This is a genomic window from Janthinobacterium sp. GW822-FHT07H11 (genome assembly GCF_058798615.1).
Genome location: NZ_CM179507.1, coordinates 2,082,450 through 2,106,702, shown reverse-complemented (window position 1 = coordinate 2,106,702; position 24,253 = coordinate 2,082,450). Strand labels below are relative to the sequence as shown.

Sequence of the window (24,253 nt, the reverse complement as noted above, 5' to 3'; positions counted from 1 at the left end):
GGGCGCGCAGGCGCCCTGCACGCTTCCGCCAGGCAATAAAAAACCGCCCGAAGGCGGTTTCTTTATTTCCTGGCGGAAGCGGTGAGATTCGAACTCACGAACAGTGTAACCCGTCGCTAGTTTTCAAGACTAGTGCCTTCAACCACTCGGCCACGCTTCCAGATGGCAGCATTATACATAAAGGTCGGTGGCTTACCAATGGCTAACCGTCGCGGCTCTTGGCCCTGGCAGCAAAGAGCCGGCACGCGGGAGCTAGGCGCCCCAGTTCTCCCGCAATACCTTCTCGAACTCCGCCGCCGGCAGCGGCCGCGAGAACAGGTAGCCTTGGACCTCGTCGCAGCCCGAACTCTTCAGGAAAGCCAGCTGCTCCGCCGTTTCCACGCCTTCCGCGATGACTTTGTGGTGCAGCTGCTGGGCGATGCTGATGATGGTGCTGGCGATGGCGCAGTCGCTGGCGTCGGTCGGGATGCCGGTGGTAAAAGACCTGTCGATTTTCAGGGTATCGATGGGGAAGCGCTTGAGGTAGGACAAGCTTGAGTAACCTGTGCCGAAGTCGTCCAGCGACAGGGCCACGCCGAGCGCCGTGATGCGGTCCATGATGCCGATCACGCGCTCGATGTTGTGCATCAGGGTGCTTTCCGTGATTTCCAGCTCCAGCCAGGCCGCTTCCAGGCCGTAGCGGGCCAAGGTGGCGGCCACCCGGGTCGGCAGGGCCGAGGTGAATTCGCGCGCGGAGACGTTGACGGCCAGGCGGATCGGCGGCAGGCCGGCCAGTTTCCATGCCTGCGCCTGGGCACAGGCCGCTTCCAGCACCCATTCGCCCACTTGCACCACCAGGCCCGTCGATTCGGCCAAAGGAATGAATTCGGCGGGCGGGATCATGCCGTGCCGGGGGTGGTGCCAGCGCACCAGCGCCTCGGCACCGATGATGCGCCCGCTCGCCAGCGCGTACTTTGGCTGGTAGTGCAGCAGCAATTGCTGTTCTGACAACGCCTGGCGCAAGCCGGTTTCCAGCCGCATGCGCGCCTGCATGCCCAGGTTCATGTCCTGGCTGTAGAAGGCCACGCTTTCCGCTTCGCCGCCGCTGTCCTGCTTGGCGCGGTACATGGCGATGTCGGCCAGGCGCAGCAGGGTTTCCGCGTCCTGCCCATCCTGCGGGTAGACGCTGATGCCGATGCTGGCGCCCACGCGCAGGTCGTGGCCTTCGATCAGGAACGGTTCCACCAGCGAGGCCAGCAGCTTTTGCGCCACCATGCTGGCCTCGAAGTGCTGGCCGATGTCGAACAGGCCGACGGCGAACTCGTCGCCGCCCAGGCGCGCCACCAGGTCCTGGTCGCGCAGGGCCTGGCGGAAGCGCAGCGACACTTGCCGCAGCAGCTCGTCGCCGATGCGCCGGCCCAGGGTGTCGTTGATCAGTTTAAAGCGGTTCAGGTCGATGAACAGCACGCAACCGAGCATCTTGCTGCGCTGCGCCACGCTCAAGGCCTGGTCGACAAGCTTGGCCAGCAGGGTGCGGTTAGGCAAGCTGGTCAGCGGGTCGTAATACGCCAGGTGGTGCAGGCGCTCTTCGGCCAGCTTGCGTTCCGTGATGTCCGTCAGGTAGGCGATGAGTCCGATGGGCTTGTCGTCCATGTCGTGCAGCGGCGACAGGGACAGACTGGCCCAGAAGACCTCGCCTGACTTCTTTCGGCGGCGCACCTCCATCAGGCGTCCTCCCTGCTCCAGGAAGGCGTCGTGGAAACCCGTGTCTTCGTCGTCGTACAGGAACAGGATGTTGCGCCCCACGGCTTCCACCGAGGAATAGCCGAACAGCCGTTCCGCGCCCTTGTTCCAGCTGGTGATATAGCCCGTCAAGTCCATCGTCAGCACCGATTCGTGCAACTGGTCGAGGATTTGCGTCTGCTGCGCCAGCAAGGCTTCGACTTGCGCGTAGGCATGCGTGGAGCGCTGCGCCAGCGAGTGTACCTGCAGCACGCCGGCCGTCAGCGAAGCCAGGCTGGCCAGGTGGCGGCGGTCGGCGTCGTTGTAGCGGCTGCGGCCGGCCACCGTGTAATGACCGAAACAATGGCCGTCGAAACTGATTTCCTGCAGCAAGGCGGGCGTATCGCGCGCGAACGGCGGCGGTGGCGCGCTGGCGCCGTCGGCGCCGGCCAAGGGCAGGAACTGGCAGTATGGGCTGGCCATGACGACGCTGGCAATGCGGCCCAGCTCGGCCACGAGCGCCGGGCCACGCAAGCGCACGACGGCGTCGCACAGGGAGGCGCTATCGCTGAGGTAATCCGACACCGGGAGCACGGCCATGCTAGAGGTTCCGGCTGACCTGGATGGCCCACTGGTAAGCCTGCAGCAGGCTGCGCCAGTAGGTTTCCCCATCGAGACCAGCGCCGTCCAGTATGTCCGGCGTGGGCGCCGCGCATTCGACCAGCGCCAGCAGGGTCCCGAGCTCGCCGCTGCGCTGCAGCAGGGCGGCATTGACCTCGGGTGCCAGGTTCAGGGTGGCGATGATGTCCTGCATGGGCATGCCCAGCAGGATGTCGAGCAGGGAAAACACGCCCGTCATGAAGGCCAGGTCCTGCGCATCGCGGTCGCCGCCGCGCCGCTGGCACAGCGCTTCCATCTGCGCCGCGCGCACGGCCGCCAGCGGCAGCAGCGCATGGATCTTGCCGTCGTCCTGCTGGCGCGCATACAGCAGCAGTTGCAGCCAGCGCTGCAGCTGGCGCCGGCCCAGCAGGGTGATGGCCTGGCTAAAGCTGGTAATCGGCGCCGTGTAGCCGAAGGAGGCGGAATTGACCAGTTTTAATAAATGATAGCTGAGGGACGGATCTTGCTTGAGCGGCACCTCCAGCTCGTGCGCATCGGCATCGCGCGCCAGCAAACCCAGCAATGCCAGCAGGCGGCGGCGCGAGGTGGCGTCTTCCGGCTCGCTTAGCCGGCGCGCCTGGTGCAAGGCATAGTCGCCGGCAAACCAGCTCACGCCCAGCGCCTGCACGGCGGCCAGTTGCTGCGCGTCGCCGACGTTGTAGGCCAGGTGGGGTCCGGGCAGCGGCAACAGCTGGTGCAGTCCGGGCAGCTCGCCGGCCGCGTCGATGCTCAGCGCGCGCGCCTCGACCAGCGCGGCCGTGACGGGACTGGCGTCCGGTCCGTCGAGCACGATGCGGTAGCCGGCGTCGCGCCATTGCTGGCATTTCTTCTGGATGTGCTTGTCGCCGGCAAAGATGGCCGGCAGGCGGAAGATGGTGCGTTGCGGCGCCAGCTGTGCCAGGGTGGCCTCGTCCACGCCATGCGGATCGGCCAGGGGCAGGATGCAGTCCAGTGGCGCCAGCAAGGCATACACGTCGGCAGCGGCCAGCACCGCCAACAGCGTGGCTGTCGATGGCTGCGGCACGTGCAAGGTGACAGCAACCCACTCATTATGAGCATTGGCAACTGCTTGTAATCCCACCAAAGGAAACAGGTTTGATTCAGACGCTGACATCGGTATCTCAGTGTGGGTAGGGCGCCATAGTAAATAAACTGACCAGCATTGGCAACCCTGGCCCGACAGGGATGCCATTTCGACAGCAAGAATCATTCTATCCGAATCTCACCGCCGCAACAGTTTAATATTGGCAATAAATGTTCAAAAAAAACATTTCCCCGGGAAAGCAGCCTGGCATGCGGGCTTAAAAAAATACACCGATACGCATTTGCCGCCGTTCACGCCGCGCCGCCATCGAATTGTGCGTGCTCGACCGCATACTTGATCAGTTCCGCCTGCCCTTCGATGCCCAGCTTGCGCTTGATGTTGAGCCGGTGCGTTTCCACCGTGCGCACGCTCAGGTCCAGCTCGCGGGCAATCTGCTTGTTCGACTGGCCTGCCGCGATATGCTGCAGCACCTGCTGCTCGCGCGTGGTGAGGAAGGAATCGTGCACTTGCGGACGCGACAGCTGGCGCGCCAGGGCCGCGCTATAGTAAATGCCGCCCGACATCACGGTTTCGATGGCAAACACGATATCTTTCCCTGGTGCGTCTTTCAGCACATAGCCGCGCGCGCCCGCGGCGATCGCCTGCGACACGTATTCAAGCTTGTCGTGCATGGACAGGATCAGCACGGCGATCTGCGGAAACGCCTGCTTGAACAGCGCGGTCGCTTCAATACCGTTCGTGCCGCGCATATTAATATCCATCAACACCAGGTCCACGGCATGCGCGCGCGCCTGGGCCAGCGCCTCGTCGGCGCCGCCCGCCTCGGCCACCACGTCGAAATGCGGCACCGCTTCCAGGCGCGCGCGCAGGCCATCGCGCACGAGGGGGTGGTCGTCCACCAGCAAGATCCGTATCGTTTCAGTCATCGTATCTATCTATCTATCCTCAAGGGGATGGTTGAAGTTCCAGGCGCGCCAGCACCACGGTGCCGGCCGGCGACGAGCGGATCTGCAGGCTGCCGCCGATGGCTTCCATGCGTTCCGTCATGTTGCGCAAGCCGATGCCGCGCTGCGGGTGCAGCGCGATGCCATCCATGTCGAAGCCGCCGCCATTGTCCAGGATGCGCAATTCCACGGCCCGGCCATCGAGGCCGTGCAAGCTCACTTCCACCCGGCTGGCATGGGCGTGGCGCTCGCTGTTCGTCAGCGCTTCCTGGGCGATGCGGAACAACACGGTATTGACCATGTCGGGCAAGCCCTCGCCCGCCGTGGGCGGGCTGGCCGTGAAACTGGCCTGCGCGCTGCTGCTGTCGTTAAATTCCTGCACCAGGTGGTCGAGCGCGGCGGCCAGGCCCAGGTCGTCGAGAATGGCCGGGCGCAGGTTGTGCGAAATGCGCCGCACTTCGCCCAGTACCTTGTTCAATTGCTCGGCGGCACGCTCGAAGGTGGCGGGCGCCTTGTCCTTCTGCTCGGCAGTGCCCCCCAGGCGCGCGATGCCCGCCTCGATCTGCAGCTTGATCGACACCAGCCACTGGCTGATGCCGTCATGCAAGTCGCGCGACAGCCGCGCCCGCTCCTCTTCCTGCGACTCCACCACGCGCTGCGCCAGCACCTTCAGCTTGGCATCGGCCACGCGCAGTTCGCGCAGGTTCAGCACCAGGCCGGAAGCGCCCACCAGCAGCGAACCGAGGATGGCGATGCCGGCGATCAAGCCCATGGTCGAACGGATATTGCGCGACTGCTGGGCATCGACCTTGGCCAGCGCCTGGTCCACGTCATCCATATAGATGCCGGTGCCCATCATCCAGCCCCATTCCGGCATCAGGATCACATAGCCGAGCTTGGGCGCGGACTTGTTGGTCGACGGCTTGATCCAGTTGTAACGCTCGAAGCCGCCGCCGCTCCTGGCCCGCTGCATCAGGCGCTGGATGGTGAGGCTGCCTTCCGCGTCGCGCAACTCCCACAGGTTCCGCCCCACCAGTTCGGGCTGGCGCGGGTGCATCAGCGACCTGCCCTGCAAATCGTAGATGAAGAAATAGCCGTCATCGCCATAGCTGAGCGAGGCAAGGATGCGCTTGGCCTCCTCTTGCGTCGCGGCATCCTTGCGGCCCGATCCATATAAGGAGGCGATGGAATGGCTGGCCAGGGTCACGTAATGCTTGAGTTCGGCTTCCTTGCTGGCCAGATACGCCTGCTGGATGGTGGCGCGCTGCTGCTCGGCCAGGGTGATGGCCTGGTGCCGCACGGCAAAGGCAATGACGCACATCGCCAGGATCAGCGGCGTGATGGCCAGGAAGAGGACTTTTTGTCGGAGTTTCATGACCTTGCGCGCTCTGCGGTGACGGGACGTGGAAATCGGTGATTTTACGTGGCGGCGGGTGTATCGGCCTGCGTAGTAATACTGAGCGTTACTGCGTAGTCGTGCGCTTGCGGCAATTATACGATTCCTGAATACTTGCCATAAGCTGCGCACACACCCCAACCTGGCGACGATCAGGACAAACAGCACACGATAAACGCACGGCGCAGCATCCGTCAATCTCTGGAGAAAGCATGAACCGCATTTTCAAACAGCTCGGCTGGGCAGCGCTTGCGCTGGCCGGCGCCGGGTCCCTGGGCGTCGTCGCCCTGCAACGCGGCGAGCCGATCAGCGCCATCTGGATCGTCATCGCCGCCGTCTGCGTCTACCTGATCGCCTACCGTTTCTACAGCCTGTTCATCGCCGACAAAGTGCTGGGCCTGGACGCCCGCCGCATGACGCCCGCCTTCAAGCACAACGACGGCCTCGATCATGTGCCGACCAACAAATATGTGCTGTTCGGCCACCATTTCGCCGCCATTGCCGGCGCCGGCCCCCTGGTCGGCCCCGTGCTGGCCGCGCAGATGGGCTATTTGCCCGGCATGCTGTGGATACTCGCCGGCGTGGTGTTCGCCGGCGCCGTGCAGGATTTCATCGTGCTGTTCATTTCCATGCGCCGCGACGGCCGCTCGCTGGGCGACCTGATCAAGGCTGAACTGGGCGAGATTCCCGGCATGATCGCTCTGCTCGGCTGCTTCATGATCATGGTCATCATTCTGGCCGTGCTGGCCTTGATCGTCGTCAAGGCGCTGACCGGTTCGCCCTGGGGCAGCTTCACCGTGATGGCGACCATTCCCATCGCCCTGTTCATGGGCGTGTATTCGCGCTTCATCCGCGTCGGGCGCATCGGCGAAATCTCCATCATCGGCTTTGTGCTGCTGATGCTGGCCATCATCGGCGGCCAGTACGTGCAGGAACATGCCGTTCTCGGCCCGATGTTCACGTTCACGGGCACGGAACTGACGTGGATGCTGATCGGCTACGGCTTCATCGCTTCCGTCCTGCCCGTGTGGCTGCTGCTGGCGCCGCGCGACTACCTGTCGACGTTCCTGAAGATCGGCACCATCCTGGGCCTGGCCATCGGCATCATCGTCGTCGCACCGTACCTGAAAATGCCGGCCATGACCAAGTTCATCGACGGCTCCGGCCCCGTCTGGTCGGGCAATCTGTTCCCCTTCCTGTTCATTACGATTGCCTGCGGCGCCGTGTCCGGCTTCCACGCGCTGATTTCCTCGGGCACCACGCCGAAGATGATAGAAAACGAAAGCCACGCCCGCTTCATCGGCTATGGCGCCATGCTGATGGAATCGTTCGTGGCCATCATGGCCCTGGTCGCCGCCTCGACCATCGAACCGGGCATCTATTTCGCCATGAACAGCCCGGCCGCCCTGATCGGCACCACGGCGGAATCGGCCGCCCAGGCGATCTCGCAATGGGGCTTCTATGTCACGCCGGAGATGCTGACGCAGACGGCCAAGGATGTGGGCGAGCACAGCATCATCTCGCGCGCGGGCGGCGCACCGACCCTGGCCGTCGGCATGGCGCAAATTCTGTCCGGCGCCATCGGCGGCAAGGCCATGATGGCCTTCTGGTACCACTTCGCCATCCTGTTCGAGGCGCTGTTCATCCTGACGGCCGTCGATGCGGGCACGCGCGCGGGCCGCTTCATGCTGCAGGATTTGCTGGGCAGCTTCGTGCCAGCGCTGAAACAGACGGAAAACGTCATCGCCAACCTGCTGGCCACGGGCCTGTGCGTGGCGGCTTGGGGCTACTTCCTGTACCAGGGCGTGGTCGATCCGCTGGGCGGCATCAATACCCTGTGGCCGCTGTTCGGCATCGCCAACCAGATGCTGGCGGCGATTGCCCTGATCCTCGGCACTTGCGTGCTGTTCAAGATGAAGCGTGGCCAGTATGCATGGGTCACCATCACGCCGACCATCTGGCTGCTGCTGTGCACCTTGACGGCGGGCTGGCAAAAGATTTTTGACGCCAATCCGCGCGTCGGCTTCCTCGCGCATGCGAAGAAATACTCGGCGGCATTGGATGAAGGCACCCTGCTGGCGCCGGCCAAGTCGGTGGCGCAGATGCAGCAGATCATCTTCAACGATTACCTCGATGCCGGCCTGGCCGCCTTCTTCGTCATCGTCGTGATCAGCGTGCTGTTTTTCGGCATCCGCACCATCCTGAAGGCGCGCGCCGACAGCCAGCCGAGCACCAAGGAAACGCCGTTCCAGGCCATGCCCACGGTGCAATGATGATCGACGAAATCATCAAGGCGGGTCGCTATCTGGGGCAAAGCATGCGGCTCATGTGCGGCTTGCCCGAGTACGACACCTATGTGGCGCACCGGGAAGTCACCCATCCCGGCGAGCCGATGATGACGTACGAAGAGTTCTTCCGCGAACGCCAGGAAGCCCGCTATGGCGGGGCCGGTAAACGTGGTGGTTGTTGTTAGTGTAAGTGCTGGGGTCAGTCCCGGCAGGATCGACATGTGCCCTATTCGGGCACATGTCCCCGCCGGGTCTGATCCCATTATTGCGTTCAGTAAGTTCCCCTCCCCTCTCCTCCCTTAGACCCACATCAATATCAGGGTGCGTCTTCACGTCTATATTTTTCCAATAGGAATTAAATAACAGTCAACGGGCGACCGGGGAAGCAGCGAATTCATGTTCAATTTCCAACGCTCCAGCATCAGCCAGAAGCTGACCATGATTTCGGTGCTGTCGTCGGGCTGCGCGCTGCTGCTGGTGTTCGTGGCGTTTGCCATGACGTCCGTGCTGAGCCACAAGAATGACGAGGGCAAGCAATTATTGTCGCTGGCGGGCGTGCTCGGCGCGGCCGGGGCGACGCCGTTGCTGGCAGGCAAACAGGCGCAGGCGGAGCAGATGCTGGCCGCCTTGCAGGCGCGCGACGAGATCGCCCAGGCGGCCCTGTTCGACCGCGGCGGGCGCCTGTTCGCCCTGTACCGCGCGCCGCAGCATGACGAGCGGCTGGCGGCGCCGGAAGACATGGACCCGGCCCTGCTGGCCGACATGGCGCTGCAGCCCGTGACGCAGGCCACGGGCAGCACGCTGGCGCCGGCCATGCGCCTGTACCGCCCCGTCTACCGGCAGGCGGACAGCCAGCAGGACATCATCGGCGCCATCATGATCGAGGCGGACCTGAACCACATGTGGCGCGACATCGGCCGCCATCTGGGCGCCATCGGCAGCGCCACCGTGCTGTCCTTCCTGGTGGCCGTGTTCCTGGCCGGGCGCTTCAAGAGCGTCATCGCGGAACCGATTACCAAGCTGATCAATACGGCCAAGACCGTTTCCAGCAGCCAGACCTACAGCCACCGCATCGCCCACCAGCGCAGCGACGAACTGGGCGTGCTGATCGACAGCTTCAACGACATGCTGGCGCAGATCGACAGCCGCGACAGCACCCTGGCCAATTACCGCGACCAGCTGGAGCGCCAGGTCAGCGTGCGCACGGAGCAGCTGGAGAAGGCCAAGGATGCGGCCGAGGCCGCCAGCCAGGCAAAGAGCGCCTTCCTCGCCACCATGAGCCATGAGATCCGTACGCCGATGAATGGCGTGCTGGGCATGACGGAACTGCTGCTGGCCAGCGCTTTGAGCCCGCAGCAGCGCCACTACACGAGCATGGTGCAGCGCTCGGGCCAGAATTTATTGGTAATCATCAATGACATCCTGGACTTTTCCAAGATCGAAGCGGGCAAGCTCAGCGTCGAATACATCCGCTTCAACTTCCGCGAACTGCTCGACGACATCGACCACGTGTTTTCGCCGCAGGCCGAGGCAAAGAATATCCTCCTGGAATTCGATATCGCCAACGATATTCCCATCGCCATTTGCGGCGATCCGAACCGGCTGCGCCAGATCATCGTCAACCTGCTCGGCAACGCCATCAAGTTCACGGAGACGGGCAAGGTGACCGTGAAGGTGGAAGTGTGCTTCGAGGATGCCCCCAGCGTGGGCTTGCGCTTCGAAGTGCACGATACGGGCATCGGCGTATCGAGCGAGGCGCAGACGCGCATCTTCGAATCGTTCTCGCAGGCGGACGGCTCGACCACGCGCAAGCATGGCGGCACGGGACTGGGCCTGACCATTTCCAAGCAGCTGGTTGAACTGATGGGCGGGAAAATCGGCGTCGACAATGCTCTAACGCAAGGCTCCATCTTCTGGTTCGAAGTAAATTTCGATAAGCGGCGAGTCGACAGCGACGACCCGTCCTTCAACCTGAAAACCACGCGAGGGTTACGCGCCTTGATCGTCGACCACACACCCGCCACGCGCGCCGTGCTGGAACGCCAGCTGGCCGGCTGGCACATCGCCAGCGACAGCGCCGGAACGGCCGGCGACTGCCTGGCCCGCCTGCGCGCCGCCGTGCAGGAAGGCAAGCCATATTCGGTGGCCCTGCTCGACATGGAGCTGCCGCGCACCAGCGGCCTGGCCCTGGCCGCCACCATCAAGAGCGATCCCCTGCTGGCCGACCTCAAGCTGTTGCTGCTGAGCACGGAACAGGGCGCCGCCGACCCGGTCCAGCGGCGCGAGGCGGGCGTGGCCTTCCAGCTGATCAAGCCGGCCCGCGAATGCGACCTGTTCGACTGCATCGTCACGCCGCCGCGCGCCAGCGAAGGCATGCGCCTCCATCCGCCGCACGCGGTGCGCCAGGTGGCGCGGCGCCAGCGCCGCAAGGTCCTGCTGGCTGAAGACAATCCCGTCAACGTGGAAGTGGCGCTGGCCATGCTCGACAGCCTGGGCCTGGACGTGGTGTGCGCCGGCAATGGCGAAGAAGCGCTGCGGGCGGCGCAGGCCGAGGATTTCGACCTGATCCTCATGGATTGCCAGATGCCGGTGATGGATGGCTTTGCCGCCACGGCGGAAATCCGCCGCCACGAACAGCACCGGGGCCATGCGCGCGTGCTGCCCATCGTCGCCATCACGGCCAATGCGCTGCAGGGCGACCGCGAAGCGTGCCTGGCGGCCGGCATGGACGACTACCTGAGCAAGCCTTTTACGCAGCAGGACCTGGGCCACACCATCGCGCGCTGGATCACGCTGCCGCGCGCGGCCACCGTGCACCACAGCGAGGCGCCGCAGGCGCAAACACCGCGGGAGACGCCGCCCGAGGCAACGCCGCCATCGGCCGCCCCGCCAGCGGGCCCGCCGCTGAACCGGCAGGCGCTGGAAAACATCCGCGCCCTGTCGCGCGCCGATGGCGATGCGCTGCTGGAAAGGGTCATCCTCGCTTTTACCAGCGAGACGCCGCGCCAGCTGGCCGCCATGCGCGAGGCGATCGCCGGCGCGGATGCCGAAGCGCTGCGCAAGGTCGCGCACAGCCTGAAATCGGGCAGCGCCAACGTGGGTGCCGACGCGCTGGCGCAACTGTGCAAGGACATGGAAAAACTGGGCCGCGCCAACAGCACCGAAGGCGCGGCCGGCATGCTGCAGGACATGGAACGGGAATTCCTGGCGGTGCGCGAATCGCTGAGCGCCATCCTTGTGAAGGAACACTGACATGACAGCGCCCCTCTCCCCCCAACGCGGCCTGGTGCTGGTGGCCGACGACGATCCCGTGATGCGCCTGCTGATGCGGCAAATGCTCACGCAGGTGGGCCTGGACGTGATCGAGGCCGAGGACGGCGTGCAGGCGCTGGCCAGCTACAAGCACAGCGGCCCAGACCTGGTCATGCTCGACGTCGACATGCCGGCGCTGGACGGCTTTGCCGTGTGCCGCGAAATCCGCCGCCAGGAAGTGGACGGCACGGTGCCCATCATCATGGTCACCGGCGGCGACGAGCTCGAAGCGGTGACGCGCGCCTATGAAGTGGGCGCCACGGATTTCATTTCCAAGCCCATCAATTGGCCCATCCTCGGCCACCGCGTGCTGTACGTGCTGCGCGCCAGCGATGCCATCGCCCGCCTGCGCATCGCCGACGCGCACAACCGCGCCGTGCTGGCCGCCATCCCCGACACCTTTTTCCGCCTCAACCGCGAGGGCTTTTATCTCGACTACGAACAGGGCCACGATGCCAGCGCCGGCTTTTCCATAGAAAACTGCGTGGGCAGCCATATCCGCGACGTGCTGCCGCCCGAAATCGCCGCGCGCCTGCTGGACCAGGCGCACACGGTGCTGGCCACGCAGCATATCCGCTCGGTCGACTACACGCTCACCTATGAAGACAGCACGCGCCACTTCGAGGCGCGCCTGGTGGCGACGGGCGCCGACGAAGTGCTGGGCCTGGTGCGCGACATCAGCGAGCGCAAGCGCACGGAAGAGCAGATACGCCGCCTCGCCTATTGCGACAGCCTGACGGGCATCCCCAACCGCCAGGCCTTCCTGGAAACGCTGGAACGCGAGCTGCTGCGCTCGAAAGAACACGACAAGAAGTTCGCCGTGCTGTTCATGGACCTCGACGCCTTCAAGCGCATCAACGACACGCTGGGCCACGACGTGGGCGACCACCTGCTCAAGGTGGTGTCCGAACGCCTCCGCGAAACCATCCGCCCCAGCGACCTGGTGCTGCGCGCCGAGTACGAGCTCGACGGCGTGTCCGGCGGCAGCAACCTGGCGCGCCTGGGCGGCGACGAATTCACCATATTGATTCCCGACCTGGAGCGGGTGGAAGACGCGCTCAACGTGGCGCACCGGGTCAAGGAAGCCATGCGCCGCCCCTTCATGATCGAGTCGCACGAGATCTTCGTCACGGCCAGCATCGGCATCTCGCTGTATCCGGAAGATGGCGAGGACTGCAACTCGCTGCTCAAATACGCGGACACGGCCATGTACCACGCGAAGAACTGCGGCAAGAACAACGCCAAGCTGTACAGCTCATCGCTGACGATGGAAATCATGAGCCACGTCAAGATGGAAGTGGGCCTGCGCAAAGCCCTGCAGAACAACGAGCTGTACCTGCTGTACCAGCCGCAGATCGACGTGCCCAGCACGCAGATCGTCGGCGTGGAAGCGCTGGTGCGCTGGCGCCACCCGGAGCGCGGCATCATTTCGCCCACGGAATTCATCCCGCTGGCCGAGGAAACGGGGCTGATCGTACCCATCGGCGAATGGGTGCTGCGCACGGCCTGCAACCAGGCCAAGGCCTGGCAAAGCGATGGCGGACGCGCCATCCGCATGGCCGTGAACCTGTCGGCCAAGCAATTCAAGGATGAAAACCTGATGCAGATCGTGCTCTCGGCCCTGGCCGACACGGGCCTCGATGCACGGCTGCTGGAACTGGAATTGACGGAAGGCACCTTGATGGACGATGCGCGCGCCACCATGGTGACCCTGGAGCAATTGCGCGGCATCGGCGTCTACCTGTCCATCGACGACTTCGGCACGGGATATTCGTCGATGAATTATTTAAAGCGCTTCGACGTGCGCGCGCTGAAGATCGACAAGAGCTTTATCGCCGGCTTGCCGCAGGACACGGAAAACGCGGCCATCACGCGCGCCATCATCGCCATGGCGCACGGCTTGAAAATGGTGGTGGTGGCCGAGGGCGTGGAAACGGACGAGCAGTTGCTGATGCTGGAAGAGTACGGCTGCGACATGGCGCAAGGATACTTCCTCGGCCACCCGTCGCCGCACGACACCATCACGGCCATGCTGGCCAGGCAGGTCGGCCAGGCGGCCAGCGACGAAGCTAGAGCACTTCGAAGGCAAGGATTTGCGTGACTTGCTGCGGGTTGAAATTGTCGTCGGAAATGAGCACCAGGCTACGGCGGCCGTTTTCCAGGCGCGGCCCCCAGCTGATGCCCTCGATATTGTCGACCCGGGCCAGGCCGGTCTTTTCCAGGTCCAGCAGCAATCGCTTGCGCGCCGGCACGTAAGTCGCGCCCGCCAGGGCCGGGATGGCCTGGATGTCGGTGGCGCCATCCGTTTCCATCGCGTAGATGCGCACGTGATTCGTGTAGAGACCATCCGCATTGGCCACGCCGGCCCGCTCCACCACCAGCAGCTGATGGTCGTTCACGGCAAGGATTTCCGACACGCCATTGTCCGCCTCGCGCCCCGGCGCGGGCCGCGACGCCACCGGCTCGATGGCATACGCATACTGGCCCAGCACGGTGCCGGCGCGGTCCAGGCGCGTGATGCGCACCACGGAGCCGTTGTCGGGCGTGGCCAGCGGGCCATCCTGGTACAGCGCCGCTTCCATGCCCAGCCACAGACTCTTGCCATCCGCCGAGAACGACAGTGCCTCGAAGCTCATGTTGTTGCGCGAGCCCGTCCTGTCCCCGGACACCCGGAACATGGATGGCGTGGGCAAGGTAGCCAGATAACGCCCGTCGCGGTCCGCATGGCGCACGAACGGATGCAAGCCCACCTTGCGGTTGCCTTCGCTGCCGTACCACAGGCTGCCATCGTGCGGATCGACGCGGATGGTTTCGATGTCGGGCACCTGCTCGCCAGCGTCGAGCTTTGCGTGGGCCAGGTTCGGATAGCGGCTGCCGTCGGGCTGCGTGAAGAAATGCACGCCGGTCAAGGTCACGCCCGTAAACGCCTTGCTGTCGTAGCTGAGCGTGGCGCGGTAGAAGCGGGCCGGATTGATTTCCGAGCGGTCATCGCTTTCCATCACCCAGCTATGGCTGGCCGCATCGTAGTCGATGCCGGACAAGCCGCCCACCGTGGTGCCCTCGAACGCGTATTTGAGCGCGATGCGCTGCTCGCCGATCAGGCGCAGGCCGGCAATCGGCGCGTCGTGGGGGAAACTGGCGCAGGCGGAGAGGAGGATGGCGGCGGACGCCAGGGCAAGCGCGGTGCGGAAAAATCGATGCATGACAGGTATCAGTGAGTTGCGTAGGTCGGCTTAGCGCGAAGCGCGTAAGCCGACAACATTGTTGGCTTGGCTGGTGGTGTCGGTATGACGTGGTGGTGTCGGTAACGTGGCGTGGTGGTGTCGGTAACGTGGCGTGGTGGTGTCGGATTACGCGGCTACGCCGCTAATCCGACCTACCCGACCTACCCGACCTACACCACGCCATCGGCCTTCAGTTGCGCGATGGCGGCCGCGTCATAGCCGAGCGCCGCCAGCACCTCGTCGTTGTGCTGGCCCAAGGTCGGCCCCAGCCACTGCGTCTTGCCCGGCGTGGCGGACAGTTTCGGGCTGATGGCGGGCAATTTGACGGGCGTGCCGTCGGCGAAATGATGTTGTTCGAACATGTCGCGGGCGAGAAATTGCGGATCGCTCAGCATGTCGCGCACGGAGTAGATTTTGCCGGCCGGCACGTCTGCCGCCTTCAAGACGGCCAGCGCGCTGTCTATCGTGTGCGTGGCGCACCAGGCGCCGATGGCGTCGTCGATCTCCTGCGTGCGCGCCACCCGGCCGTCGTTGCGCGCCAGCTGCGGGTCGCCCGCCATGTCGATGCGGCCCATGGCCAGCATCAAGCGCTTGAAGATGGCGTCGCCATTGCCGGCAATCACGATGTTTTCGCCGTCCCCCGTCGTATAGGTATTCGAGGGCACGATGCCGGGCAGCGAGCCGCCCGTGCGCTCGCGCACCACGCCCGCCTGGTCGTATTCGGGCACCAGCGACTCCATCAGGTTGAACACGGATTCGTACAGGGCCACGTCGACCATCTGCCCTTCCCCGCCGGCCGCGCCGCCCGTCACGTCGCGGTGGCGCAGCGCCATCATGGCGCCGATCACGCCGTGCAGGGCCGCCACCGAGTCGCCGATCGACACGCCGACGCGCACGGGCGGGCGGTCGGCAAAGCCGGACACATAGCGCAAGCCGCCCATCGATTCGCCGATGGCGCCGAAGCCTGGCAAATCCTTCATCGGGCCCGTCTGGCCAAAGCCGGACAGGCGCACCATGATCAGGGAAGGCTTGATCTGCTTGAGCTGTTCGTAGCCGAGGTCCCACTTTTCCAGCACGCCGGGGCGGTAATTCTCGACGATGATGTCCGCTTCCAGGGCCAGCTGGCGGGCAATCGCCCGGCCTTCCGGCGCTTTCAGGTTCAGGGTGATACTTTTCTTGTTGCGCGCCTGCACCGACCACCACAGCGAGGTGCCATCCTTCAGCACGCGCCAGGTACGGATGGGGTCGCCGCCATCGGGCGACTCGATCTTGATCACGTCGGCACCGAATTCGGCCAGCATGCGGGCGCAGAACGGCCCCGCGATCAGGGTGCCCAGTTCCAGCACTTTAATGCCCGCCAAAGGCCCTGCCGAGGTTTTTTCTTGCATGATTTAGGTTGCCCTGCGGTCGAGCATCGCGCGGGCAATCGTGCCCGCGTCGACGTATTCCAGTTCGCCGCCCACGGGCACGCCGCGGGCCAGGCGGCTCACGCGCAAGCCCCGCGCCTTCAGCATTTCGCTGATGTAATGGGCCGTCGCTTCGCCTTCATTCGTGAAATTGGTGGCCAGCACCACCTCATTCACCACGCCATCGTTGGCGCGGCTCAATAATTTTTCGAGGTGGATATCTTTCGGACCGATGCCGTCGAGCGGAGAGAGTCGCCCCATGAGGACGAAATACAGGCCCTTGTAGGTGAGCGTCTGCTCGATCATCAGCTGGTCGGCCGGCGTTTCCACCACGCACAGCAAGCGCTTGTCGCGCTCGTCGTCGAGACAGGTCTCGCACACTTCATGTTCGGTAAAGGTATTGCACAGGCCGCAGTGATGCACGGCATCGACGGCCTGGAACAGGGCGCGCGACAGCATGGCCGCGCCTTCCCTATCGTGCTGCAACAAATGAAACGCCATCCGCTGCGCCGACTTGGGGCCGACGCCGGGCAGGCGCCGCAGCGCCTCGGTCAGGAATTCAAGCGACTTGGACATGGATCAACCCTGCCCCGTGCCACAGATCGAGCGCATGCGGTGTTGCATCAGAATGGCATTTTGAAGCCGGCTGGCAAGTTCATGCCACCGGTCAAGCCTGCCATTTTTTCCGCGGACGTCGCTTCCGCCTTGCGCACGGCGTCGTTGAAGGCGGCGGCCACCAGGTCTTCCAGCATGTCCTTGTCGTCGGCCAGCAGCGACGGGTCGATGGACACGCGCTTGACGTCGTTCTTGCACGTCATGACGATTTTCACGAGGCCGGCGCCGGACTGGCCTTCCACTTCCACCAGCGCCAGTTGTTCCTGGGCCTTTTTCATATTGTCTTGCATTGCTTGCGCCTGCTTCATCAGGCCAGCCAGTTGATTTTTCATCATGAGAATGCTCCGTTAATTCAGTTTGTGAGTGTGTTAATCATCAATGCAGGGTCGGCGCGGCGGAGCCGGCCGGTGCAGGGGTAATCGTTCCCGGCACGACAAAAGCGTCGAATGCCCGCTTCATCTCGAGCACAAAGGGATCGCTGGCGATGGTTGCTTCCGCGGCAAGCTGGCACGCCTCGCGGTGGGCCTGCGCTTCCGCGCTGGCCGTGTACCAGACGGCGCCCAGTTCCGTGTCGACATTAACCTTGCGGCCGAAGCGCTCGCTCAGCGCGGCCGCCAGTTTTTCCACGTTGGCCGGGCTGCGCCACGTGTCGATCGGCACGCGCAGGCGGAACGTGGTGCTGTGGCCGTCGTGCAGGCATTCGATCAGTTCGGCCTGCACGGCCAGTTGCTGGGCCACGCCGCGCAGGGGCAGCACGGCGGCGACGGCGGGCCAGTTGCCGTCCCAGTCCAGGCCCGGCACGGGCGTGATCACATACGGCCCGCTGGGCGCGGCTTGCTTGGCGGCACGCTGCGGCATGACGACGGCCGGCTGCTCGGCTGGCCCACTGCTGGGCGCGGACACGGCAACGGAGGCGCTGTCGTCGGAAAACTCGGTGACCCAGGGCGGCAAGTCGTCATCGGCTTGCTGCTGCGGCGGCGGGGCGGCGGGACGTGCCTGCTGAGCGGGCGCCGCAACGGCAACGGGCGCTTCCATCACAGCAACTGAGGGCGCATCGTCCCACGGTGCCGGCGCTTTCGCGGCGGCGGCCGGTGGCGGCGGCGCAAGCTGGACGGATGCTGCCGGGGCTGGCGCGGCGACGGCAGCGGCCGGTGCCGGGCTAGCCGGCTTGGGCGCCGACGATGGCGCCGACGGCGCGCTGCCAGGACGGCCTTTCGAGGCGGCGCGGGCCGCTTCCAGCGCCGCATTGATGGCGGCGCGGGCCGAACTGATCGGAGCGCCCGAGGCTGCCGGGACAGCCGCAGGAAAAGGAGCGGCGGGCGGCGCCGCTGGTGCCGGGGCTGGGACAGGTGCGGGTGCCGGTGCTGGCGCCGGGGCAGCCGCGCGTGGCGGCGGCGCTTCGCTGCGGGCCATGCTGGCCGCTGCGGCGGCCACCACGGCAGGCGGCGTCACGGCCGCATGGCTGGCCACGCTGTTCGTGGCGGCGCGGGCGGCCGGTGCGGACGCGCCGGCTGCCGCGCGCGCGGCGGCCACGGCGGCGGGACGATTGCCAGGGGCAGCCGCCGGTGCCGCAGCCGGCACGCCTTCGGCGCCGCCCAGGCCGGGCCGAAAGGCCAGCATGCGCAGCAAGGTCATGCTAAAGCCCGCATATTCATCGGGCGCCAGGCCCAGTTCATTGCGGCCATGCACGGCGATCTGGTAAAACAGCTGCACTTCTTCCGCGTCAAACGCGGCGGCCAGGCGCACGATATCGGCATATTCAGGCAAATCCTGCGGCAAGGCGGCCGGTACGGTTTGCGCCAGCGCAATACGATGCAGCAAGGTGCCCAGGTCCTGCAGGGCGCCGTTATACGACAGGCTGCGCGACGCCATCTCGTCGGCCACGGCCAGCAGATCGGCGCCGTCCTGCTGCGCCAGCGCGTCGAGCAGGCGCACGAGGTACGACTGGTCGAGCGCGCCCAGCATGCCTTGCACGGCGTCGAGCGTGACTTCGCCGGCCGCATACGCGATGGCCTGGTCCGTCAAGGACAGCGCGTCGCGCATGGAACCGTGGGCGCCCTGGGCCAGCAGGCGCAAGGCCGGCTGTTCGAAGGCGATGCCTTCCTGCCCCAGGATATTGTCCAAATGACTGATGATATGGCCGGGCGGCATCTGCTTGAGGTTGAACTGCAGGCAGCGCGACAGCACGGTCACGGGTATCTTTTGCGGGTCCGTCGTGGCCAGGATGAACTTGACGTGCTCGGGCGGCTCTTCCAGCGTTTTCAGCATGGAATTGAAGGCGTGGTTGGTCAGCATGTGCACCTCGTCGATCATATAGACCTTGAAGCGCGCATTGCTTGGCGCATACACGGCTTGCTCCAGCAGCTGCGCCATTTCATCGACGCCGCGGTTCGACGCCGCATCCATCTCTATATAGTCGACAAAGCGTCCCGCATCGATCGCCGTGCACGCTTCGCACACGCCGCAAGGCTGGGCCGTGATGCCGCCCGTGCCGTCGGGGCCGATGCAATTGAGCGATTTGGCCAGGATGCGCGACAGGGTCGTCTTGCCGACGCCGCGCGTGCCCGTGAACAGATAGGCGTGATGCAAGCGGCCGCTGTGCAAGGCATGCGTGAGCGCGCGCACGACGTGCTCCTGGCCGACGAGCGTCTCGAAATTCTTGGGGCGGTATTTACGGGCGAGGACTTGATAGGACATGCTGAGATTTTACCATGCGATTTTTGCGGGTGATCCTGCGCGGCGGGCGCAAGCCTCATGGCCGGGCCAGGCAAACCTGGCAAACGCGGCAAAGCAGCAATTGTATAACATGGCCAGCTGGAAATATGGAAAACACGGCAAGCCCGGCAATGCTGCGGCGTCGCAGGAAAATGGGCCGCAAAAGCAAAAAAGCTGCCCATGGCAGCTTGATTGTTGATCCTGATTAAAACATTCCCGAAGGAGGCGAGCCTGATCTGCGGCACTCATGGTTAATAGCCGTGGCTGCTTCGTTCCCGACCTGACCAGGTTAGCCATGCCACGATGCGCAGGGGCCCGCCGGGGACAATTATAACCGGTCTGCGCAAGATTGGGAAATTGCCGTGTCAATGCTGTGTGCGTCGGCGCAGGTCGGCGTAGGTCGGCGTAGGTCGGCGTGGGTCGGCGCAGGTCGGCGTAGGTCGGCGTAGGTCGGCTTAGGCCGCAGGCCGTAAGCCGACACTTCCGAGTACGTAGGCGTAGGTCGGCTTAGGCCGCAGGCCGTAAGCCGACACTTCCGAGTACGCAGATCGTGAACATGCAAGCAACGTCGGGTTACGCGCAAGCGCGAACCCGACCTACCCCAACCTACCCAATACCTACAAACCCAGCTCCTGCCAGATCCCATCGACCCTGGCCTTCACTTCCGGCGTCATGGCAATCGTCGTGCCCCACTCGCGCGTCGTTTCGCCCGGCCATTTATTCGTCGCGTCGATGCCCATCTTGCTGCCCAGGCCGCTGACGGGCGAGGCGAAGTCCAGGTAGTCGATGGGCGTATTGTCGACCAGGGTCGTGTCGCGGATCGGGTCGACCCGCGTGGTGATGGCCCAGATCACCTCTTTCCAGTCGCGGATATCGACGTCTTCGTCGACGACGACGATGAACTTGGTATACATGAACTGGCGCAAAAAGCTCCACACACCGAACATCACGCGCTTGGCGTGGCCCGCGTACTGTTTCTTGATCTGCACCACGGCCATGCGGTAGCTGCAGCCTTCGGGCGGCAGATAGAAGTCCGTGATTTCGCTGAACTGCTTTTGCAGCAGCGGCACGAACACTTCGTTCAGGGCCAGGCCCAGCACGGCCGGCTCGTCCGGCGGTTTGCCCGTATACGTGGAGTGGTAGATCGGATCGCGGCGCATGGTGATGCGGTCGATGGTAAACACGGGGAAACTGTCCTGCTCATTATAGTAGCCCGTGTGGTCGCCATACGGCCCTTCGAGCGCGTGCTCGTAGCCGCTCGGATGGTTTTCGTCCGGGTAGATATGGCCTTCGAGCACGATCTCGGCCGACGCGGGCACGCGCAGCTCGCTGCCGATGGCTTTCACCAGCTCCGTGCGGCTGCCGCGCAGCAAGCCGGCGAACTGGTATTCGGACAGGCTGTCCGGCACCGGCGTGACGGCCCCTAATATAGTAGCGGGATCGGCACCGAGCGCGACGGCGATCGGATACGGCTTGCCCTTGCTTTGAATGGCATGCTCGCGGAAGTCCAGCGCCCCGCCCCGGTGCGCCAGCCAGCGCATGATGACCTTGTTACGTCCCAATACCTGCTGGCGGTAGATGCCGAGGTTTTGCCGCTTCTTGTTCGGCCCCTTGGTGATCACCAGGCCCCAGGTGATCAGGGGGGCGACGTCGCCGGGCCAGCAATGCTGGATCGGCAGGCGCGCCAGGTCGACGTCATTGCCTTCCCAGACGATTTCCTGGCACTTGGCGCCGCGCAATTCCTTTGGCGACATGTCCCACACGGATTTCACCAGGGAGCCCAGGCCCAGCAGATCCTTGAAATCCTTGGGCGGCTCCGGCTCCTTCAGGCGCGCCAGCACATGGCCGATCTTGCGCAATTCGCTGACATCCTCGGCCCCCATGCCCAGCGCCACCCGGCGCGGCGTGCCGAACAGATTGCCCAGCACCGGCATCGTGTGACCCGTCGGATGGTTGAACAGCAAGGCTGGTCCACCCGCGCGCAAGGTGCGGTCGCACACCTCCGTCATCTCCAAAATCGGTGAAACAGGGGTCGAAATGGACTTAAGTTCACCCATTTGTTGCAGCTGAGAAATAAAATCTCGCAAATCTGAATATTTCATGTGTTTTTAATTTTTTTTGACGTCGGACGCCGTTGCTGAAGGATCTATGCCAAGTAATTGATTTTATTGGCTTTTGGCACAATGCAAGACAAAAAGTAAGACATAAAAGTAATAAAGAATCGATTCGTTAGTATTGACTTGATATAAAACGGCTTCTACAATTCGCCCAACTTGAAAGAGCACGCCGGCCCAAGGCTTGATTTTAGCGTTTCTCTTTCATTCACGGAGTCGGGGCTCCACATGACATTTTAAGGAGTGTTTTCAAAAGGCGTCTGCCTTACCCCCGGTAAAAGTTGTATTGCGACTGATCCAATACCAGCATGGGACCGATCAGCTCAGGCAAGCAATGACGGCGTTTCTCGCACGCATCCATACGCGGCGGAAACGATGATATTTCTGATGCACGGCATTGGCAGTACCCACAACACCGCGACACCGCGGAGGGACTGCCTGTTGACGCGACATTTCGGGGAACTCTATGACTCATCGTAGCACTGAAGCAGCCTTGCCTGCTTCAACCGTGGCTGGCCAGCCAGCGTTGGCGCGCTTGCGCGCCCGCGCACAAGCCATCTCGGCACGTGGCGTGTTGGCCACGGCGCAACACACACTGACAGTCTTCGGCATTTCCGCCCTGGCACTGATCGCCCTGCTGATGTTCCGCCCCGACCTGGGCAAGCAACTGACGCACAGCCTGTTCCCGCTGCCGATGGCAGAGGCGCAAGCCGTTGAAGCGCCGGCCCTGTCGGCACTGATGGAAGCGCCTGCTTCCGTGCAAACGGCCGCCGCCAGCGACACACCTTTGACCAAGGAAGAAAAAGCCTTGCTGGGCACGCAAAAGCAGCAGCAATGGGTCACCAACTGGCTCTCCAAGCGCTACCGCGTGGCCAACGATGCGACCAATATGCTGGTCTCGACGGCCTACCTGACGGCCCGTGAAATCAAGCTGGACCCGCTGCTGATCCTGGCCGTGATGGCCATCGAATCGGGCCTGAACCCGTTCGCCGAAAGCCCCGTGGGCGCGCAAGGCTTGATGCAGGTCATGTCGAAAGTGCACCATGAGCGCTTCCAGGAAATGGGCGGCGTGCAAGCTGCCTTGAATCCTGTCGCCAACATCCGCGTCGGCTCGCTGATCCTGAAAGACTACGTCACGCGTGGCGGTTCCGTCGAAGCGGGCTTGAAAACCTATGTGGGCGCCGCCAACTTCGCCACCGACTCGGGCTACGGCTCGCGCGTGCTGGCCGAATACCGCCGCCTGAAGCAAGTGTCGGCCGGCCAGCGCGTGCCGACCAGCACGCCGGTGATGGCATCGAACACGCCAGCGCCAGCCAAGGCGCCTGCAGCGGAAAGCGGCATCACCATCAAAGTGCTGCCGCACAACGAGATCGCCGGCCTGTAGTAGCGCGCTCTTCCAACCTACTGCGCAGCCCGCTCTCTGGTCGGCGTTACTCGCTGTACTCCAGTACAGCTGCGTTACTCAACCCGATATCGGGCTTGCTCGCTACGGTTGGAAGAGGCGCCGATACGTTAATGCGCAACACTCCGACAGCAAAAAGGGCAGACTTTTCAGTCTGCCCTTTTTGCATCCATTGCGGCCTTCGCCGCTGGATCCGTACCTATATTACTTGCGCTTGTTGGCGCCCACTTCTTCCTCGCGGAATTTCACTGCCAATTTATCCAGCACGCCGTTCACATACTTGTGGCCGTCGATGCCGCCAAACGACTTGGCCAGCTCGACCGCTTCGTTGATGACGACGCGGTACGGGATTTCCATGTTGTTCTTCAGCTCGAACGCGCCGATCAGCAAAATGCCGTGTTCGATGGGCGACAATTCCGCGATATTGCGGTCGATCAAGGGTGCCATGCTGTCGCGCAGCGCCAGCGAATCCTTGATGGTGCCGTACAGCAGCACCGTGAAATGATCGCCATCGGCCTTGTCGAAGCCGTGGGCCGCGCGAATATTGTTCACGACGGTGGTCGCGTCTTCATTGTTCAGCAGCCACTGGTACAAGCCCTGCAGCGCAAACTCGCGCGCGCGGTGACGCGGCGTGCGGTTTTTGCTGGGATTGGCGAGCAAATTTTTCTCAGTCATGATTGTTACCTGTTCTTAAGTACGTGTTCACTACAAATTCCGGCGAGACACTGCGACGCGCTTTTAGGCAGCGCGGCCGCAATTCAAGCGTGCGTGAGAAGGATGTCAGGGCAAGGCGCGAGGCCGAAGACAGTACGAAAGTACGGCGAGGCCTTGCAACGCAGCCATGGCATTCTTATCACACGCGCTTAGTCTTCGTCGGTGTCTTGCAACTCTTCTAGCGCTTGCGCCAGATTAGCCATTTCCACTGCCACGCGTGCCGCTTCGGCCCCCTTGACCAGCATGCGCACTTCCGCCTGCTCGTCGTTTTCCGTCGTCAACACTGCGTTGGCGATGGGGATGCCGTAATCGAGACCGACGCGCGTGATGCCCGCGCCCGATTCGTTCGATACCAGCTCGAAGTGGTAGGTTTCACCGCGAATCACGGCGCCCAGTGCGATCAGGGCGTCGAATTGCTCGCTTTCCGCCATTTTTTGCAGAATCAGTGGGATTTCCAGGGCGCCCGGCACGGTCACGTGCAGGATATCTTCCTCGGCCACGCCCAGCTTGCTCAACTCTTCCAGGCATGCCGACAGCAAGCCACCGCCGACGATTTCATTGAATCGTGCCTGGACGATACCGACGCGCAAACCTTCGCCGGCAAAATTGGTTTCGTATGCTCCTACGGTCATCATATGCCTCTTTAATCTGGTGGTTCAGGGCGACATGCACATGCCGCCATCGTTTACTCTTACATCGACGCCTGACAAAATCGTA

18 protein-coding genes, 1 tRNA gene and 1 other RNA gene are annotated in these 24,253 nt (G+C 63.7%); 6 read left to right on the top strand and 14 right to left on the bottom strand.

The features are described 5' to 3' along the window. Positions 1-70: 70 nt before the first annotated feature. The 5 genes from AC3RCJ_RS09465 to AC3RCJ_RS09445 form a co-directional block, all read right to left on the bottom strand. A tRNA-Ser gene (locus AC3RCJ_RS09465) sits at positions 71-160 on the bottom strand. A 92-nt stretch (positions 161-252) separates the two neighbouring features. After that, positions 253-2,301: a putative bifunctional diguanylate cyclase/phosphodiesterase gene (locus AC3RCJ_RS09460; RefSeq protein ID WP_492960747.1), complete on the bottom strand. Its 2,049-nt coding sequence runs from the start codon at positions 2,299-2,301 to the stop codon at positions 253-255. Between the two features lies 1 nt (position 2,302). Continuing rightward, positions 2,303-3,385, bottom strand: coding sequence for an EAL and HDOD domain-containing protein (locus AC3RCJ_RS09455; protein ID WP_492960945.1), 1,083 nt, complete (start codon positions 3,383-3,385; stop codon positions 2,303-2,305). 311 nt (positions 3,386-3,696) lie between these two features. Continuing rightward, the gene (locus AC3RCJ_RS09450; RefSeq protein ID WP_492960745.1) at positions 3,697-4,332 is read right to left on the bottom strand and encodes a response regulator transcription factor; all 636 of its coding nucleotides are present in this window, start codon (positions 4,330-4,332) and stop codon (positions 3,697-3,699) included. 19 nt (positions 4,333-4,351) lie between these two features. Further along, positions 4,352-5,725 carry a cache domain-containing protein gene (locus tag AC3RCJ_RS09445; RefSeq protein WP_492960743.1) on the bottom strand — a complete coding sequence of 458 codons (1,374 nt, stop codon included), beginning with the start codon at positions 5,723-5,725 and terminating at the stop codon, positions 4,352-4,354. Between the two features lie 233 nt (positions 5,726-5,958). Here AC3RCJ_RS09445 and AC3RCJ_RS09440 point away from each other — a divergent pair, with 233 nt between their 5' ends. The 4 genes from AC3RCJ_RS09440 (at position 5,959) to AC3RCJ_RS09425 (ending at position 13,447) form a co-directional block, all read left to right on the top strand. Further along, positions 5,959-8,019, top strand: coding sequence for a carbon starvation CstA family protein (locus AC3RCJ_RS09440; RefSeq protein ID WP_492960741.1), 2,061 nt, complete (start codon positions 5,959-5,961; stop codon positions 8,017-8,019). Further along, the gene (locus AC3RCJ_RS09435; RefSeq protein WP_010396213.1) at positions 8,019-8,219 is read left to right on the top strand and encodes a YbdD/YjiX family protein; all 201 of its coding nucleotides are present in this window, start codon (positions 8,019-8,021) and stop codon (positions 8,217-8,219) included. The genes AC3RCJ_RS09440 and AC3RCJ_RS09435 overlap by 1 nt, the downstream gene beginning before the upstream one ends. Before the next feature lie 211 nt (positions 8,220-8,430). Further along, the gene (locus tag AC3RCJ_RS09430) at positions 8,431-11,286 is read left to right on the top strand and encodes a hybrid sensor histidine kinase/response regulator (protein ID WP_492960739.1); all 2,856 of its coding nucleotides are present in this window, start codon (positions 8,431-8,433) and stop codon (positions 11,284-11,286) included. A 1-nt stretch (position 11,287) separates the two neighbouring features. Continuing rightward, on the top strand, positions 11,288-13,447 hold the full coding sequence (locus AC3RCJ_RS09425; protein WP_492960737.1) for a putative bifunctional diguanylate cyclase/phosphodiesterase: 2,160 nt from the start codon (positions 11,288-11,290) through the stop codon (positions 13,445-13,447). Here AC3RCJ_RS09425 and AC3RCJ_RS09420 read toward each other — a convergent pair. The 5 genes from AC3RCJ_RS09420 to dnaX all read right to left on the bottom strand — a co-directional run bounded on the left by AC3RCJ_RS09420 (position 13,416) and on the right by dnaX (position 19,288). Beyond that, the gene (locus tag AC3RCJ_RS09420) at positions 13,416-14,549 is read right to left on the bottom strand and encodes an esterase-like activity of phytase family protein (protein WP_492960736.1); all 1,134 of its coding nucleotides are present in this window, start codon (positions 14,547-14,549) and stop codon (positions 13,416-13,418) included. The genes AC3RCJ_RS09425 and AC3RCJ_RS09420 overlap by 32 nt on opposite strands. A gap of 191 nt (positions 14,550-14,740) precedes the next feature. Then, positions 14,741-15,958, bottom strand: a complete 1,218-nt coding sequence (locus AC3RCJ_RS09415; RefSeq protein ID WP_492960735.1) for a CaiB/BaiF CoA transferase family protein — start codon at positions 15,956-15,958, stop codon at positions 14,741-14,743. Positions 15,959-15,961: 3 nt separating this feature from the next. After that, the gene (gene recR / locus AC3RCJ_RS09410) at positions 15,962-16,552 is read right to left on the bottom strand and encodes a recombination mediator RecR (RefSeq protein WP_492960734.1); all 591 of its coding nucleotides are present in this window, start codon (positions 16,550-16,552) and stop codon (positions 15,962-15,964) included. A gap of 47 nt (positions 16,553-16,599) precedes the next feature. Beyond that, positions 16,600-16,926 (bottom strand): YbaB/EbfC family nucleoid-associated protein, encoded by a 327-nt coding sequence (locus AC3RCJ_RS09405; protein WP_034759121.1) that lies wholly within the window; start codon positions 16,924-16,926, stop codon positions 16,600-16,602. 40 nt (positions 16,927-16,966) lie between these two features. Beyond that, positions 16,967-19,288 carry a DNA polymerase III subunit gamma/tau gene (gene dnaX / locus AC3RCJ_RS09400; RefSeq protein WP_492965416.1) on the bottom strand — a complete coding sequence of 774 codons (2,322 nt, stop codon included), beginning with the start codon at positions 19,286-19,288 and terminating at the stop codon, positions 16,967-16,969. Between dnaX and AC3RCJ_RS09395 the strand changes: the two genes are divergently transcribed. Next, positions 19,287-19,505, top strand: coding sequence for a hypothetical protein (locus AC3RCJ_RS09395; protein ID WP_492964455.1), 219 nt, complete (start codon positions 19,287-19,289; stop codon positions 19,503-19,505). The two genes, dnaX and AC3RCJ_RS09395, sit on opposite strands and share 2 nt — an antisense overlap. A gap of 22 nt (positions 19,506-19,527) precedes the next feature. Here the strand turns inward: AC3RCJ_RS09395 and ffs are convergent. Both ffs and ubiD read right to left on the bottom strand, forming a co-directional pair. Next, an RNA gene (gene ffs, locus AC3RCJ_RS09390) (signal recognition particle sRNA small type) lies at positions 19,528-19,626 on the bottom strand. A gap of 297 nt (positions 19,627-19,923) precedes the next feature. Continuing rightward, positions 19,924-21,408 (bottom strand): 4-hydroxy-3-polyprenylbenzoate decarboxylase, encoded by a 1,485-nt coding sequence (gene ubiD / locus AC3RCJ_RS09385; RefSeq protein WP_492964453.1) that lies wholly within the window; start codon positions 21,406-21,408, stop codon positions 19,924-19,926. A 478-nt stretch (positions 21,409-21,886) separates the two neighbouring features. On the opposite strand from ubiD, the gene AC3RCJ_RS09380 reads away from it, so the two are divergent. Further along, entirely contained in the window at positions 21,887-22,804 is a 918-nt protein-coding gene (locus AC3RCJ_RS09380) for a transglycosylase SLT domain-containing protein (RefSeq protein ID WP_492964451.1), read from the top strand. 222 nt (positions 22,805-23,026) lie between these two features. Here the strand turns inward: AC3RCJ_RS09380 and nusB are convergent, their stop codons facing one another. Then, on the bottom strand, positions 23,027-23,497 hold the full coding sequence (gene nusB, locus AC3RCJ_RS09375; protein ID WP_152254358.1) for a transcription antitermination factor NusB: 471 nt from the start codon (positions 23,495-23,497) through the stop codon (positions 23,027-23,029). A gap of 188 nt (positions 23,498-23,685) precedes the next feature. Further along, positions 23,686-24,168 carry a 6,7-dimethyl-8-ribityllumazine synthase gene (gene ribH, locus AC3RCJ_RS09370; protein ID WP_492964449.1) on the bottom strand — a complete coding sequence of 161 codons (483 nt, stop codon included), beginning with the start codon at positions 24,166-24,168 and terminating at the stop codon, positions 23,686-23,688. Between the last annotated feature and the right edge of the window lie 85 nt (positions 24,169-24,253).